This window comes from Staphylococcus schleiferi (genome assembly GCF_025558325.1).
In the GTDB taxonomy this organism is placed as follows: Bacteria; Bacillota; Bacilli; order Staphylococcales; family Staphylococcaceae; genus Staphylococcus; species Staphylococcus schleiferi.
On the sequence record NZ_CP094712.1, the window covers coordinates 188,547 to 204,766 of the forward strand.

The following is a 16,220-nucleotide window of genomic DNA, read 5'->3' on the forward strand; positions in this document are numbered from 1 at the left end:
GTTATTATAATTGTACCGGTACAATATGTAAAGGTCGTTCTTATTTTTAGAAGCATGCTATAATAAATCGATGTCTATTGAAAAGAGGGATTCAGATTGTTGAAGTATGAACAAATTGCACAACAAATCAATACATTAATTGAAAGTTCGAATTATCAGCCAGGTGATAAATTGCCGAGTGTGACGGCATTTAAAGACATGTACGACGTAAGTAAAAGTACGGTTGTTAAAGCGTTGACCTTGCTCGAACAAGATGGACGTATTTATCAAGCGCAAGGCAGCGGTATTTTTGTAAGAAATTCTAAAAGTAGCGATTATATCAATGTGTTTAAAACGAATGGATTTTCAAGTCATTTAGCGGAACACCATATGACAAGTGACGTTATCAAATTAGAATTAGTGACAGAGGTACCTAAGTCCGTGATGCAAGCACTTAAGTTAGGACCTGGGGAGCAGGTTTACTATTTGGAACGCGTGCGCTATATGAATGGCTTGATATTGTGCATCGAATATTCTTACTTTAATAAGCGCATTGTAAAGTATTTAAATCAAGAGCTTGCAGAAGGTTCTATTTTCAATTATTTACAAAACGATTTACAAATACGCCTTGGCTTTTCGGATATCTATTTCAATGTGGATCAACTCGATGAGAGGGAAGCGGATTTATTACAATTAAAAGCTGGCGCACCTTGTTTACGTTATCATCAGACATTTTACACATCTACAGGCCAACCTTTTGATGTTTCTGATATTACCTTTCATTATCAACATGCCCATTTTTATATTCCAAGTAAAAAGTAAATATGCGGGTTTAAAGTGAGTGGGTATTACGAAAATATGAACAACTGATAAAAGGATACGTCCAGGTTTTTCAATCAACGGAGAACAGTCTGAGTCATCATTGATATTGATAATTATTATCAATTGTAGCATACTTAGTTTATATAAGAAGTTCATGTATTAAACAGGAGGATGTCTATGATGAAAGATGTGACTATTATTGGCGGGGGTCCTGCGGGGTTATATGCGAGTTTTTACGCGGGGTTAAGAGGATTATCCGTAAGGCTCATTGATGTTCAAGATAAATTAGGTGGCAAAATGAACATTTATCCTGAAAAAATTATTTGGGATATTGGTGGTCTGGCACCGAAGCCTTGCTTTCAAATTATTCAAGATGTTGTTCAACAAGGACTTCATTTTAATCCAGAAGTCTGTTTGGAAGAACGTGTAATAGATATTACTAAAAAAGAGGAGCAGCATTTTGAAGTGACTACAGAACAAGGTCACGTTTATTCTTCAAAAGCGGTTATTGTTGCGATAGGTGGCGGCATCATAAAACCGAAGCAATTAGAAATTAAAGATGCTTCCAGATATGAACTGACAAACTTGCATTATACGGTTCAAGCTTTGAAACATTTTAAAAATAAAAATGTGTTGATTTCAGGTTCAGGTAATTCTGCATTAGATTGGGCCTGTGATTTGTCAGGTTATGCGAAAAGTGTCACTTTAGTTTATAGAAAAGATGAAATCCGTGGTTATGAAGCGATGAATCAAATCTTAGAAAAATTAGATGTTGAAAAAATGCCGAATACACACATTAAACAATTAATCGGGGATCAAGTACAGAACCGAATCAAAGAAGTGATACTTGAAAATTTAGAGACAGGTGACACGACGATAAAAAGTGTTGATGATGTGATTATTAGTCATGGCTTTGATCGAGAAAGTACATTGTTAGAGGCATCGACAGCACAATTAGATATGTTTGATTCCTATCGCATCAAAGGATTTGGGAATACGTCAACAAGTATTCCTGGTATTTATGCTTGTGGGGATATTGTCCATCACGATGCTAAAGTCCATTTGATCGCAAGTGCATTTAGTGACGCTGGGAATGCTGCAAATTTAGCAAAGCAATATATTGACCCTGAAGCTAGAAAAGAAGGTTACGTATCAAGCCATAACGAAGCTTTTACCGAATCGAATAAAGTGATTATGAAAAAATATTTATAAAGGATAGAGATTACGCGTGTGAAGTGTTACCTTAATGACAAGCTATTTTAAAGCGCTAATCCCCAAAAACAATTCTTGTGTGATGATGTTTTTCTCACAAGAGTTGTTTTTTTATTTATTAAAACATAAGATGTAATATTTTTATTTATCTCGTAAAAAGGCGCTATGACAAGGCTCTGCCAAGAAACAATAAAAAAATTATAATAAGCGAAGTTCTTTTATTTGATTTATCTTTGGGGATGGTTTAAGCTTTAATCAATCGTGCACGATTGGAATAGGGGGAGATCAATTGTCTAGTGAGGAGATGAAGCTAGCAAATCAACTGTGTTTTTCTGCTTATAACGTAAATCGATTATTTGGAAAATTTTATGAGCATCAGCTCAAACCGTTTAAATTAACGTTTTCTCAATACCTCGTTTTATTAACGTTGTGGGAAGATAATCCCCAAAATCTGCAATCTATAGGGAGAAGGTTAGATTTAGGGAGTAATACGTTAACACCCTTGTTGAAGCGTTTAGAAGCTACTGGATGGATAAAGAGAGAAAAGTCAGAAACAGATAAGCGACATTTGTTGGTGAGTTTGACTGAAAAAGGGCACAGAGAGCAAGAAGCAATACATGAAGCAATTTCCGAGTGTATAGCCTCAAAATTTGATTTAGATGAATACTTAAAAGCAAAAGAAACAATGGATAAACTAGAGGAAACTCTAAAAAATATTACAAAGGATGAATAAGAATGAAAAAATATGACGTAGTATACTTAGGTAGTGGTCACGCAGCATGGCACGGTGCAATTGCATTAAAACACGCAGGTAAATCTGTCGCAATTATTGAAAAAGATCGTATTGCGGGAACATGTACAAACTATGGTTGTAACGCAAAAATCTTGTTAGAAAATCCATTTGAAGTATTAGAACAAGCGTCTCACTATCCAAACATTATTAATACAGAAAACTTAGAAGTAAACTGGGAAAATCTTATGAATTATAAACATTCAGTGATTGACCCAATGGCAGGTACAATGAAAGCAATCCTTGAACAACAAGGTATTGATATTATCGAAGGTGCTGGTAAAATCGTTGATGCACACACAGTTTCTGTTAATGGTGAAAACTACGAAGCTGAAAATATCGTTATTGCTACAGGTCAACATAGCAACGAATTAAACATTGAAGGTAAAGAATTCACAAAAAATAGTAGAGACTTCTTATCACTTGAAAGCATGCCAAACAGCATTACTTTCATTGGTTTAGGTATTATTAGTATTGAGTTCGCTTCAATCGCAGTTAAAGCAGGTGTGGAAACACACATGATTCATGTGGATGATCAACCATTAAGAGGCTTCTACTCTGCACACGTTGAAAAATTAATGGACAAATTAAAAGAAGAAGGCGTTCATTTCCACATGAGCGAAAATGTAGTTGCTGTTAAAGAAAACGGTACAAACTACGATGTTGTGACACAATCAGGTTTAACAATCCAATCTGACTACGTTTTAGATGCAACTGGACGTATGCCAAACGTTGAAGGTATTGGTTTAGAAGAAGTAGGTATTGAATACTCTAAATTCGGTGTAAAAGTTGACGAATATCTACGTACAAATGTACCTAACATTTACGCAAGTGGTGACGTTATTGAAAAAATGATTCCAAAATTGACACCAACTGCGACATTCGAATCTAATTACATCGCAGCACACATTTTAAAAATGAATGAAATGCCAATCCAATACCCTGCAATTCCATCTGTATTATATTCACTTCCAAGATTATCTAACATCGGTGTAGGTATCGAAGAAGCGAAAAATAACGACGAATACAAAGTGATCGACATTCCATTTGGTAAAAGAATGGTATTTGAATACAAAAATGAAACAGAAGCAGAAATGACAATCGTATTAGATAGCGAAAAACGCCTCGTTGGTGCGGCTATTTATGGTGACGACGCACCTGATTTGATCAACTTGCTTACATTCATTGTTAACCAAAAACTGACTGCAAGAGACTTAAATCAAATGATTTTTGCATTCCCAGGTTCTTCAAGTGGTGTGTTAGATCAATTGAAATTAGCGATGATGCTTTAATTAAATGCATATAAAAATGACTGAAATTGCACGGATGAGACAACCGAAGAGAGAGAAAATGTTTCACGTGTGACATCTATCATTTGTTTATTAATTAAAGATTATGAGTTATGAAAGACAGTGCGTGCACTCGCACTATCGCCCTAGATAAGGTAACGCCTTATCTAGGGTTTTTTATATTCTTCAAAAGTGGCTGGGCATTCGTTATGAGAACATGAGTCAGCAAGATTTGTTTGCTTTTGCTTTTCTTGTGCGTTGGATTGAGGCGTAATAATCAGTATGAGATTACATCAACCATCATTGGACACTATATTTTGGAATGAGAACAAGATTCATATTATACGAAAAGTGTATTTAGATGCAATTTGGGTATAGGTGTTGTGTTATCAAATTTAACAGCGAGAACATGTTGCTTTACTTTCGTTATAATCCGATGTAGTATAATTATTATACTAGGTATTGAATGATATGACTGTCATTTATGAATTAATACAGGTATGTTGTTTTAAAACCCATGAATGGAGTGTTTGCATTGGCGAAAAAGTATACCGGATCAGATATCAATGTCTATTTTGAGCCTAAACGATGTGTACATGCGACGGAGTGTGTTCGTGGATTAAGTCATGTGTTCGATGTCAATCAAAGACCGTGGATTAATCCGGATAACGATACTGCAGAACATATCGCTGAAGTGGTTGAGCGTTGTCCAAGCGGTGCGTTAACTTATGAGCTGGCTTCAAATGAGGTAGAATCACACGACGAAACGAGAGTCACTTATGGTGACAATGGAGAGATTTTCTTATATGGAGATTTTTCTCTTGTTAAAGACGGGGAAGTCATGCATTTAAATAGAGCCATTTTAACAACAGATGAGACTAAAACGGATGATCCGCCTTTTTATACGAAGAGCTTTCAAGGACAATCGGATAAGTCTCGTTACTACAAATCAATTCAAGATGACAATGAGAAGTAATGACAAAATACTGTGAACAGAAAAAGGAGGATAACAAAATGGAAGCAATTAAAAATATCCATCATATCTCAGCAATTGTAGGACATCCAAAAGAAAATAAACAATTTTATCAAGAAGTTTTAAATTTACGTTTGATTAAAAAAACAGTGAACTTTGACGATCCAGGCACATATCATTTATATTTTTCAAATGATAATGTAGACCCAGGTACAGTGATTACGTTCTTCCCATGGGCGAATGCCAGAGAAGGTCGTGTCGGAAGCGGTCAAGTAGGTCGTATTGCATTTAGAATCCCTAAAAATTCTAAAGACTATTGGATTCAACGTCTTAAAGACCATCATGTAGAAGTGACAGAAACATCTTTATTCCAAAGACCAACAATTGAATTTGAAGATATTCATGGTCTTGATTTAGCATTAGTGGAAAGCGATGAAGAAAGTGAGACGAATAGTATTTTAGGTTTTCATGGTTCCGTGTTGCTATCACTTCGTCCTATTGAAACATTAAAAGAATTAGTAGACGATTTAGGCTTAGTAGAGCTTGAACATACTGAAGATGCGTTCCACTTTGAAACAGTGGGCGAACTAAAACACCATATCATTATTCCGAAAACACCAATGAGAGAAGGCCGTTGGGGTGTAGGTACAGTACATCACATCGCGTGGTCTGTGGATGATGAAAATGTACAAAAAGATTGGCAAAACTATCTAGTGGGCGAAGGTTACCACGTGACTGAAGTAAAAGATAGAAATTATTTTAAAGCGGTATACACTAAAGAACGCGGTCATATCATTTTTGAATTTGCGACTGTTGGACCAGGTTTTGACCGTGATGAACCTAAAGATCAATTAGGTCAAAAATTAATGTTACCACCACAATTTGAAGCAAACCGTGAAGCGTTAGTTTCAAAATTACCAGAATTAGATTAACGATTGTAATATTTAAAAGCCGAGACTTTTTTCTAAAGGGAAAAGTCTCGGCTTTTTTATTTTAATTTATTAGGAATTTATACAAACGAAGTATTTATGACGAGACTCCTGAGGGAACAGGATGAGCCGAAGATTACAGGCTGAGGTTGTCCCCTCGGAAAGCGAAGTCATATAATACGAAGTTTCATCATAAGAAGAAAGCGCTAAGACAATTTTCTATTAAAAATCATCTTAGCGCTATTTATTATGGGATCGATGTCCCATCTTTTTTAACGTTCTTCAGCATTTTATGACTAAAAGTGATACATCGACAATAATGGGGCGTCCGAGACAATGCAGTTTTGGTATAGTTGAATTGGGCTGCGTCCCTCATCGGTTTTATGAGGGTTAAGAGTCGTTTACGGATAAAGGTGTAGCGATGTCCCAGGCGCCCCGAATTTTAAATTTGAATAGGTGATGCTGAAAAATCGTTATGCTTCACAATCATAAGCGGCTTGAATAATACCTTTCAGTTCGCTGATTAAAGGTTCTTTTGGATTGGCAGTTGTACATTGGTCTTCATAAGATAATTCAGCCATACGATCAATTGTTGCATTGAGTACTTCTTCTGTCACACCTTGTGATTTTAAGTTCATTTTTATTCCGACTGAATGACCTAACTCATATACAGCTGTAGCAAGTGCTTCCACAAGTTCTTCTGTTGTATTCCCTTTGAGTCCTAAGAATTTAGCGATGTCTGCATAGTCTGTATCCGCTCTGAAAAATTCGTATTTAGGGAAAAGTGTGTGTTTTTGCGGATCTCTAGCATTATAGCGAATAACATGTGGCAATAAGATTGCATTTGTACGTCCGTGTGGAATGTGATATTCTCCACCGATTTTATGTGCAATTGAGTGAGAGATACCTAAAAATGCATTGGCAAATGCCATACCTGCCATTGTTGAAGCGTTATGCATTTTTTCTCTTGAAATTTTATCCCCTTTTTCGACAGATGATTTTAAATATTCAAAAGTCAGTTTAATCGCTTGTAAACTTAAGCCTCTTGTATAATCAGATGCCATAACAGATACATAAGATTCAATGGCATGTGTTAAAACGTCCATCCCTGTATCTGCAGTTACACTTTTTGGCACACTCATCACAAATTGCGGGTCAACAATTGCAATGTCTGGTGTTAGCGCATAGTCAGCGAGAGGGTATTTCACATGTGTTTCACTATCTGTGATAACAGCAAATGGTGTCACTTCTGAACCTGTACCTGAAGTTGTAGGGATACAAATGAATTTTGTGTTTTCAGGTTTTCCAATTTTATACGTACGTTTACGGATGTCTAAGAATTTTTGTTTAGCGCCAAAGAAAGATGTTTCTGGGTGCTCAAAGAACATCCACATTGCTTTCGCAGCATCCATTGCAGAACCCCCACCAAGCGCGATGATTGTATCTGGTTTGAAAGTTGTAATCATATCGAGACCTCTATACACAGTATCTGTAGAAGGGTTCGGTTCAACTTCACTAAATACTTTAATTTGTGGTTCGATTTTTCTACGTCTGAGGACGCCTTCCACTAAAGAGGCATAGCCGAATTCCACCATACCTGGGTCACAGATGAGTACCACGCGTTCTACTTTATCCATTTCAGCTAAATAAAGAAGTGCATTTTGTTCAAAATAAACTTTTGGTGGTAATTTCACCCATTGCATATTGTTGCGGCGTTTTGATATCGTTTTAATATTAATTAAGTCTGTTGCAGAAACGTTATGAGAAACTGAGTTTTTACCATATGAACCACAGCCTAAAGTTAAAGAAGGAATTAATTCATTATACATATCACCAATACCTCCAGCAGATGATGGTGTATTTACAAGAATACGACAAGCTTTCATTCTAAGACCAAATTTTTCTTGGAGTTGTTCATCTTCAGTATGAATTACAGCTGTATGACCTAAGCCACCTAAATGTAGCATCGCTTCACATAAATCAAAAGCGTGCTCTGTTGAAGTTGCTTTGACCATCGCAAGGACAGGTGAGAGTTTTTCTTTTGATAAAGGATAGTCTTCACCGACACCTTTTAGTTCAGCGATTAACATTTTTGTGCCTTCTGGTACTTTAATTCCGGCCATTTCAGCAATTTTTACAGCTGGACGTCCTACGATGTCAGGGCGTACTGCAGAGCGGTCTTCCTTCATCACAGCTGCTTCTAATTTTTTGAGCTCATTATTTTTCACAAAATAACATTGATGTGCTTCGAATTCTTTTTTAACTTCTTGATAGATGTCTTTATCTACTATTGCAGCTTGTTCTGATGCACAAATCATCCCATTATCAAAAGTTTTAGAACCGATGATATCGTTGACAACACGTTTAATTTTAGCAGATTTTTCAACATAAGCAGGGACGTTACCCGGTCCAACACCTAAAGCAGGTTTACCTGTTGAGTAAGCAGATTTAACCATTCCTGAACCACCTGTTGCTAATACTAATGCGATGCTTTCATGGTTCATTAATTGTTTTGTCGCTTCAACTGATGGATGTTCAATCCATTGAATACAATGTTCTGGTGCGCCGGCACGGATGGCTGCTTCTAAAACAACTTGAGCTGCTGCTTTTGAAGATTGTTGTGCACTTGGGTGGAAAGCGAAGATGATTGGGTTACCTGTTTTAATCGCTATGATTGCTTTGAAGATAGTTGTTGATGTTGGGTTTGTTGTTGGTGTTACCCCACAAATGATGCCGACAGGTTCAGCGACATATGTTAAACCTCTTTGGTCATCTTGATCAATGATACCGACAGTTTGATCATCTTTAATGGAGTTCCAAATATACTCAGATGCATAGAGGTTTTTAATGGCTTTGTCTTCGTATACACCACGTCCTGTTTCTTCACAAGCATGGCGAGCAAGTGCCATATGTTGATCCACCGCAGCCATACTCATTTCATGAACGATGTGATCAATTTCAGCTTGTGATTTTTTTGAGAGTCCTTCAAGGGCAGCTTGGCCGTTTTGAGCGAGCAAATGAATCATTTCAAAAACTTCTGTTTCTTGTTTCTGTTCTTTTACTACTGTAGTCATATTGAATACCTCCCACTATATTGTGAATAATTTCACAATCATTATAGTATACTCTTATAAAAAGGTAAAGGTTTTTCATGTGAAGAAAATAAATTTTTAATAGAAAATAAGTGAATTATTATTATAATATGCATAGAAAAACGTTAGCATATAAGCATTTTTATTCTTAATTTTAAATTTGTTAAAAAACTGTGAATATTTTAAGAGTTTCGATTTATTTATGAGAACGGGCTATGTTACTATTGGTTTATAGTAATCATTTAAAAAAATAAAAGGAAGATGGTTATGGAAAGCAATGTGAAGTATCATAAATTTATTATTCCGATTGTGGTAGGTTTGTTAATTTGGGCATTGACGCCTTTCAAGCCTGACGCAGTGGATCCTCAAGCATGGTATATGTTTGCGATTTTCGTAGCAACGATTATTGCTTGTATTACGCAGCCGATGCCGATTGGCGCTGTTTCAATTATCGGTTTTACACTGATGGTCGCTTGTGGCATTGTTGATATGAAAACGGCTGTGCAAGGGTTTGGTAACAATAGCATTTGGTTGATTGCGATCGCGTTTTTTATTTCAAGAGGTTTTGTGAAAACAGGGCTAGGACAACGGATCGCATTACATTTTGTTAAAATATTTGGTAAGAAAACCCTCGGCTTAGCTTATTCGTTAGTCGGTGTGGATTTGATTTTGGCACCTGCAACACCTAGTAATACTGCACGTGCAGGGGGAATTATGTACCCTATCATTAAATCCTTATCGGAATCATTTGGTTCGTCACCAAAAGATCATACGGAACGTAAAATGGGGGCTTTTCTTATTTTTACAGAGTTCCAAGGTAATTTGATTACAGCAGCAATGTTTTTAACAGCTATGGCGGGTAACCCATTAGCACAAAATCTTGCAGAGAGTACAGCTAAAGTACAAATTACATGGATGAATTGGTTTTTAGCCGCTTTAGTACCGGGTTTGATTTCTTTAATTGTTGTGCCGTTTATTATTTATAAAATCTATCCTCCAACGATTAAAGAAACACCAAATGCCAAAAGTTGGGCAGAAAAAGAATTAGAAAAAATGGGGAACATCGCATTACAAGAAAAGTTTATGATCGGAATTTTCTTAATTGCGCTTGTTCTGTGGATTATTGGAAGTTTTGTACATATTGATACAACGCTCACTGCTTTTATTGCATTATCTTTATTACTTTTAACCGGTGTTTTGAATTGGAAAGATATTCTTAATGAAACAGGGGCTTGGAATACTTTAATATGGTTCTCAGTACTGGTACTTATGGCTGGTCAATTGAATGAATTGGGCTTCATTCCTTGGTTGAGTCATGCGATTGCGCACAGCCTAGGTGGACTCAGCTGGCCTATTGTATTGGTTATTTTAGTCATCTTCTATTTTTATTCACATTATCTATTTGCAAGTGCGACTGCACATGTCAGTGCGATGTACGCAGCGTTATTGGGTGTCGCAATAGCAGCGGGTGCGCAACCATTGTTCAGTGCTTTGATGCTCGGCTTTTTTGGTAACTTACTTGCATCCACAACGCATTATAGTAGTGGACCTGCACCTATTCTTTTTGCGTCAGGCTATGTCAGTCAACAGCGTTGGTGGACGATGAACTTTATATTAAGTATCGTTTATTTTATTATTTGGTTAGGTATTGGCTCGCTTTGGATGAAACTGATTGGCATTATGTAAGTTGAGGCTTGCGATACCAATTACACAGCTATACAGCGTTTGAAGATGCGTCTTCAGCTGATACTTCGATCTTGAAAATGAAAATATGCTCTTTTCAAAGTGAACATTGAAAGCATGGGAACTTTGAAAGGAGCATATTTTTTATAGATAAGTGAGCCACAACGCGTGTTTGAAGTTGTGGCAACTAATGATGGCTTTGTTTTGAGCGCAAATCGTTGATGCGTCATCTTTTATTATGATTGAACGTCAACGATAAAGCCTTGTTGTTGTAGGTCACGAACGGCATTATCAAGTATTTTTTCGGAATCTGCTGAAATGGTATGCAAATGAATCAAGTCTGTTAGTTCTGCTAACATTGTGCCTTGATATTTTGCCATATCCTCAACAAAGGATTGAATATTTTCAATGGATTCAATCATCAATTCAGCTTGAATCGTACCGTAAATAGGGTGTTCGACAGAGACATTATCAATCATGGCACCATTTTCAACAATGGTTGTTAACTCTTTTTCGATTTGCGTGTGGTCATGCTCACACATGATGACACGTTTAAACGGTCTACCTTGAGGTTTATCATTGAAGAAATAACCTTTACTAGTAGAGTGAATAGGATAATTTTGTGTTTTTAAGTGAGAAATATCTTTAACAATTATTTGTCGAGAAACGCCAAACATTTCACTAAGATATGCGCCTTTAATGGGTCTATCCGAATGTTTGAGAAGCTCGACTATTTTTTTGCGTCTTTTTTCAGCTGGACTCATGGATGGGCACCCCTTTGAAAATATGATCAATTTGACTAAAGCACTGATCAATTTCATCGATTGTCGTCTCTTTTGAAAATGAAATTCTAATATATTGATCAGGTTCTAGTTGATCATTTTGAATTTTATGAATCAGGCCTTGACTCAATAATACCCCATGACCACAGGCTGTTCCAGTGGAAATGCATATATTCCGACTAGACAGTGACTGCATTAACCATTGACCTTCAAAGTGAGGTGTCATTAAACCTAAAATATGGGGTGCTTGCTGTTTAAACGTTAAGACTGTGAAACCAATCATTTCAGCGCGCTGTTTTGCATAGTGGTGGAGACGTTGTAAATGGTCGAAATGCGACGTTAAGGTCAAAGCCTTTGTCAGCGCAAGGATACTAGGCAAGTCTAATGTGCCATTACGTGTTCCCTGTTCATGAAAATAATGTGGATTTAAAGGACGGACATAAGCGTGAGATATGGCGAGTACACCGCTCCCTTTTGTCCCATGAAATTTATGCCCAGAAAACGAATAGGAAGTACAGATCTGATCGAGTGATGGGCGTTCAATCTTTTGTACGGCTTGAACACCGTCCACATGGAAAGGAATATGGTACTGATGTGCCAGTTTCGCTATCGCTTCAATAGGTAAGATGTAGCCTGTTTCAGAATTAACGTGCTGTGCGATGACTAATAAAGTGTCTTGATTGAGCAACTGTTCGAGCGCAACGATATCAATCTCAGCCTGGTCGTTTAATGGCATTTGAACGACTGTAATTTGAGGTTCGTATGGTGCCAGTGCAGCCCATATAGAAGGGTGTTCATAAGGGGAGACTACGACAGTCCCTTGTTCGTGAGACGCTAAATAATTTTGTATCGCGATTAAGTTGGCGTGTGAACCACTTGTCGTAAAAAGGATCTCTTTCGTCGTATTAAAGTAGCGTTGAATATAAGTCCGACATGAATGGAGTGTTTCTTTTATCATTTCTCCGCCAATGTGTAGACTTTCGCTATTAAAGTACATTGAGGCTTGTGCTTCTTGATAGAGCGATAGCACTTCAGAATCAGGTTTAGTTGTCGACGCATTGTCTAAATAAATCATTATTTTTTCCTCCACTTGCATTTATCGTTTTTTTGTGACAAAATCAGTGCGTATACAAATGTTAACATATATGTATATATTAGTGTAAATATAGGTGTAAACAAATTGCGTGTTATTATTGTTGGTAGTGGTATTGCGGCTTTATCATTCATACGCGCTTTGAAATCAGACATTGAAGTGGTTTGTGTGACTAAAGATCACCTGAGTCAGAATAATAGTTACTTTGCACAAGGAGGCATTTGTTTTTCAAAATATGAAGAAGATCAAGGTGAACAGCATGCGCGTGATACGTTCGAAGCGGGTGCACAAATGGGAGATCTTCACATGCTTAAAACGGTGATCCAACAAAGTTATCCGCTCATCGAACAGTTGATAGATGAGGGTTTACCGTTTGATAGAGATGAAATGCAACACTTGCTTTATGGTATGGAAGGTGCACACCAGCTGCCTAGAATTTTACATGCAGGTGGTGATCAGACGGGTTATTTCATCGCACAACATATGGTTCATCATTTGAGTCATCCACGTCTCACAATTTACGAAGCGATGGAAGTCATCGACCTTGTCAAAAATAGTCATAATGAAGTGTGTGGTGTTTTAGCTATCGATGAAAATCAAATTCAGCGCATGATTGAAGCTGATGCTGTGGTATTTGCATCTGGAGGTGTGAGTAATGTTTTTACGACGCATTCGAATGTGTCTGAGAGTGTGGCGACCGGTGCTGTGATTGCTTTACGTCATCAATTGACACTAGAAAGTATGGAGATGATACAATTTCACCCAACCTTGTTGGGGACGCCTGATCAAGCTTATGGTCTCGTCTCGGAAGCTGTACGTGGCGCGGGAGGCGTGTTAATCAATGATGAGAATGTTGCATTCATGGATGATATTCATCCTATGAAAAGTTTGGCACCTCGAGATGTGACGAGTCGTGCTATCTTTCAACAACAACAGCAAGGTCACCAATGTTACATCGACATCAGTGAAGTGGCACATTTTGAACAACGCTTTCCTACCATTTTTAAAGCAATCCAACGGGACATGCCTCAAACATTAGCAGAAAAAAGAATCCCTATTACGCCCGGTGCGCATTATACGGTAGGAGGGATTCAAGCAAATATTCATGGTCAAACGCAAATCGAGAATGTATTTGCGATTGGGGAAGCCGCGTGTACTAATTTCCATGGTGCGAATCGTTTAGCGAGTAATTCATTGTTAGAAGGCTTAGTCATGGGAGCGAACTGCGCGGAAGTGATTAATCAACAGTTGGTATCTGTAGATTGGGAACCACAAGAACAAGTGTGTCATATTCCAATCATTGAGCGACAGCATGTGCAAAAAGTACAACAATATAGCTTTGAAGTTTTAGGTGTCGAGCGTGAACAAAAAGCGATGGCACACTATTTGCAAATGATTGAAACGTTATTAAATGATGCACCCCAAACAAGCACAGTAACGCATGAAATATGGCAAAATTACAGTATTCTCAAGTTGTTACAGACGATATGTCATTCCGCATTAAGGCGAGAAGAGTCAAGAGGTGTACATTATCGAAAAGATTATCCAACACGTGAAACAGCATGGCAAGACAAAGTGATAGAAATGAATAGGGGAGGTCAAGAACATGTTGAATCGGTTGTCCGTCAGAGAAAAAATCAATCAATATTACATTGAAGATAACCAACAGGGAGATTTAGCGACGCGCATTTTTGATCGTTATTCAGAAGGCACACTCATGATTAAAGCGAAAGAAGCGGGCATATTTTGTGGGGAAGTCATCATTGCAGAAGCTTTTGCATTACTCGATCCAACGACTGAAGTGGATCAAAAGATTAAAGATGGTGCATCAGTGCAGGCTGGAGATGTTATCGCAGAAATTACAGGCACGATCCCGACACTTTTAACGATGGAACGTATCGTATTAAATTTAATACAGTGCATGTCTGGGATTGCGACGATGACACAACGCATCTCACAACAAATTGCCCATACCGATGCACGCATTGTCGATACACGTAAAACAACGCCTGGACTAGCAATCTTTGAAAAGTATGCGGTAACCGTTGGAGGCGGATTGAATCATCGACGTTCGTTGAATGATGGTTTGATGTTAAAAGATAATCATATTGATTTTAGTGGCTCCATGAAAGAAGCGATTGAAAAAGCTAAAGGCTTTTTAGGACCAATGGATAAGCTAGAAGTTGAAATCGAAAATGAAACGATGTTGAAAACAGCGATAGCAGCAGGTGTAGATGTCATTATGTTTGATAATCAACAACCCGAATGGATACAGCAACATATTCATCTCGTTCCAGACTTTATTCAAACAGAGGCTTCGGGCAATATCAACGAAGAGAATGTTGTCGCGTATGCCAAAGCGGGTGTTGATTTTATTTCTATGGGTGCTTTATTTTATGCTTCAAAAGCGCTTGATATTTCTGCAAAGGTTGTGATGTAAATGTTTAATCCGATGTTAACAGCGACAAAATCTATTCCTGAACACTATTTGCAAATGACGCAGGAAGAGTTGAAAAATCATATTCAATCGATTAAAGACACGTTGGGAGACCGTTTGTTTATGCCGACACATCATTATCAAAAAGATGAAGTGGTTCAATTTGCTGATATTACGGGTGATTCATTAGAGTTAGCACGTATTTGTAAAGCAAACACGCAAGCGGAATATTTTGTATTTAACGGTGTGCATTTTATGGCAGAAACGGCAGACATACTCACAGACGACCATCAAGATATTTATTTGCCCGATTTATCTGCAGGGTGTTCCATGGCGGATATGGCGAATATTCAACAAGCGCTTCATAGCTATGATGTCCTCACACAACACTATCATCTAGATATTTTGCCACTCACTTATGTTAATTCGACAGCAGCCATTAAGAAATTTGTTGGTGAACATGGAGGCTCTTGCGTCACAAGTGGCAATGCAAAATCAGTTGTCAAATGGGCGTTGCAACAAGGTAAAACGATTTTGTTTTTGCCTGATCAACATTTAGGTCGCAATACGGCCTATGATTTAGGTGTACCTTTAGAACACATGGCAGTCTGGGATCCAATAAAAAAACAATTAGATTATGATGGACGTCATGATCAATTGCGTATTGTATTGTGGAAAGGACATTGTTCTGTTCATGAGAAATTTCATAAAGCGCATATTGAAATAGGGCGTGAAAAAAATCCAGAAGTGAACGTGCTCGTGCATCCAGAATGTCCGTTTGATGTGGTTCAAGCAGCTGATTATGCAGGTTCGACACGTTATATTATCGATAAGATTAAAAATGCACCAAAGGGGTCGCATTGGCTTATTGGAACAGAGATGAATCTTGTAGAGCGATTGAAAAAGACGTATACCGATCTGCATATTGAATCGTTAAACCCACTGATGTGTGCGTGTCTGACAATGAATCGCATTGATTTACCTCATCTTGCGTGGTGTTTAGATAAGATTATGGATGGAGACCGAGATCAAATTATTAAGGTAGACCAAGAAACTGCAAAGTATGCGAAACAAAGTTTAGATCGTATGCTCAGTATCACATAAAATAAGAGATAAAACATAAGCGTCTGAATCATTGG

Annotated in this window: 13 protein-coding genes; 10 read left to right on the top strand and 3 right to left on the bottom strand. The window is 37.6% G+C overall.

The genetic code is table 11. The annotated features are described in order from the left end of the window. Positions 1 to 96 precede the first annotated feature (96 nt). The 6 genes from MUA40_RS00795 (at position 97) to MUA40_RS00820 (ending at position 5,997) form a co-directional block, all read left to right on the top strand. Positions 97 to 801, top strand: coding sequence for a GntR family transcriptional regulator (locus MUA40_RS00795; RefSeq protein ID WP_016425891.1), 705 nt, complete (start codon positions 97 to 99; stop codon positions 799 to 801). Between the two features lie 180 nt (positions 802 to 981). Further along, entirely contained in the window at positions 982 to 2,013 is a 1,032-nt protein-coding gene (locus MUA40_RS00800) for an NAD(P)/FAD-dependent oxidoreductase (RefSeq protein WP_037559540.1), read from the top strand. Between the two features lie 289 nt (positions 2,014 to 2,302). After that, on the top strand, positions 2,303 to 2,746 hold the full coding sequence (locus MUA40_RS00805; RefSeq protein WP_016425893.1) for a MarR family winged helix-turn-helix transcriptional regulator: 444 nt from the start codon (positions 2,303 to 2,305) through the stop codon (positions 2,744 to 2,746). A gap of 2 nt (positions 2,747 to 2,748) precedes the next feature. Next, positions 2,749 to 4,095 carry a dihydrolipoyl dehydrogenase family protein gene (locus tag MUA40_RS00810; RefSeq protein ID WP_016425894.1) on the top strand — a complete coding sequence of 449 codons (1,347 nt, stop codon included), beginning with the start codon at positions 2,749 to 2,751 and terminating at the stop codon, positions 4,093 to 4,095. 523 nt (positions 4,096 to 4,618) lie between these two features. Next, positions 4,619 to 5,068, top strand: coding sequence for a (4Fe-4S)-binding protein (locus tag MUA40_RS00815; protein ID WP_228480301.1), 450 nt, complete (start codon positions 4,619 to 4,621; stop codon positions 5,066 to 5,068). Positions 5,069 to 5,106: 38 nt separating this feature from the next. After that, complete coding sequence (locus MUA40_RS00820) at positions 5,107 to 5,997, top strand: VOC family protein (protein WP_016425896.1); 891 nt, start codon at positions 5,107 to 5,109, stop codon at positions 5,995 to 5,997. Between the two features lie 470 nt (positions 5,998 to 6,467). Here MUA40_RS00820 and adhE read toward each other — a convergent pair whose 3' ends face one another. After that, positions 6,468 to 9,068, bottom strand: a complete 2,601-nt coding sequence (gene adhE / locus MUA40_RS00825; protein WP_016425897.1) for a bifunctional acetaldehyde-CoA/alcohol dehydrogenase — start codon at positions 9,066 to 9,068, stop codon at positions 6,468 to 6,470. 285 nt (positions 9,069 to 9,353) lie between these two features. On the opposite strand from adhE, the gene MUA40_RS00830 reads away from it, so the two are divergent. After that, entirely contained in the window at positions 9,354 to 10,772 is a 1,419-nt protein-coding gene (locus MUA40_RS00830; protein WP_262569721.1) for an anion permease, read from the top strand. Between the two features lie 233 nt (positions 10,773 to 11,005). Here MUA40_RS00830 and MUA40_RS00835 read toward each other — a convergent pair whose 3' ends face one another. Both MUA40_RS00835 and MUA40_RS00840 read right to left on the bottom strand, forming a co-directional pair. Then, on the bottom strand, positions 11,006 to 11,533 hold the full coding sequence (locus MUA40_RS00835) for a transcription repressor NadR (protein WP_167732913.1): 528 nt from the start codon (positions 11,531 to 11,533) through the stop codon (positions 11,006 to 11,008). After that, entirely contained in the window at positions 11,520 to 12,626 is a 1,107-nt protein-coding gene (locus MUA40_RS00840) for a cysteine desulfurase family protein (RefSeq protein WP_016425900.1), read from the bottom strand. Before MUA40_RS00840 ends, MUA40_RS00835 begins: the two co-directional genes overlap by 14 nt. A 105-nt stretch (positions 12,627 to 12,731) precedes the next feature. Here MUA40_RS00840 and MUA40_RS00845 point away from each other — a divergent pair, with 105 nt between their 5' ends. The 3 genes from MUA40_RS00845 to nadA are packed head-to-tail and all read left to right on the top strand — an operon-like array spanning position 12,732 to position 16,185. Further along, on the top strand, positions 12,732 to 14,300 hold the full coding sequence (locus tag MUA40_RS00845; protein ID WP_016425901.1) for an L-aspartate oxidase: 1,569 nt from the start codon (positions 12,732 to 12,734) through the stop codon (positions 14,298 to 14,300). Further along, complete coding sequence (nadC, locus tag MUA40_RS00850; protein WP_262569724.1) at positions 14,251 to 15,084, top strand: carboxylating nicotinate-nucleotide diphosphorylase; 834 nt, start codon at positions 14,251 to 14,253, stop codon at positions 15,082 to 15,084. The genes MUA40_RS00845 and nadC overlap by 50 nt, the downstream gene beginning before the upstream one ends. Continuing rightward, positions 15,085 to 16,185, top strand: a complete 1,101-nt coding sequence (nadA, locus tag MUA40_RS00855) for a quinolinate synthase NadA (protein ID WP_016425903.1) — start codon at positions 15,085 to 15,087, stop codon at positions 16,183 to 16,185. Positions 16,186 to 16,220: the final 35 nt, after the last annotated feature.

What these genes read in the sequence shown, in the direction of transcription:
- MUA40_RS00800 (WP_037559540.1), top strand. Translation starts at nt 982, where the DNA reads ATGAAAGATGTGACTATTATTGGCGGGGGTCCTGCGGGGTTATATGCG.
- MUA40_RS00810 (WP_016425894.1), top strand. Translation starts at nt 2,749, where the DNA reads ATGAAAAAATATGACGTAGTATACTTAGGTAGTGGTCACGCAGCATGG.
- MUA40_RS00820 (WP_016425896.1), top strand. Translation starts at nt 5,107, where the DNA reads ATGGAAGCAATTAAAAATATCCATCATATCTCAGCAATTGTAGGACAT.
- adhE (WP_016425897.1), bottom strand. Translation starts at nt 9,068, where the DNA reads ATGACTACAGTAGTAAAAGAACAGAAACAAGAAACAGAAGTTTTTGAA.
- MUA40_RS00830 (WP_262569721.1), top strand. Translation starts at nt 9,354, where the DNA reads ATGGAAAGCAATGTGAAGTATCATAAATTTATTATTCCGATTGTGGTA.
- MUA40_RS00835 (WP_167732913.1), bottom strand. Translation starts at nt 11,533, where the DNA reads ATGAGTCCAGCTGAAAAAAGACGCAAAAAAATAGTCGAGCTTCTCAAA.
- MUA40_RS00840 (WP_016425900.1), bottom strand. Translation starts at nt 12,626, where the DNA reads ATGATTTATTTAGACAATGCGTCGACAACTAAACCTGATTCTGAAGTG.
- nadC (WP_262569724.1), top strand. Translation starts at nt 14,251, where the DNA reads ATGTTGAATCGGTTGTCCGTCAGAGAAAAAATCAATCAATATTACATT.
- nadA (WP_016425903.1), top strand. Translation starts at nt 15,085, where the DNA reads ATGTTTAATCCGATGTTAACAGCGACAAAATCTATTCCTGAACACTAT.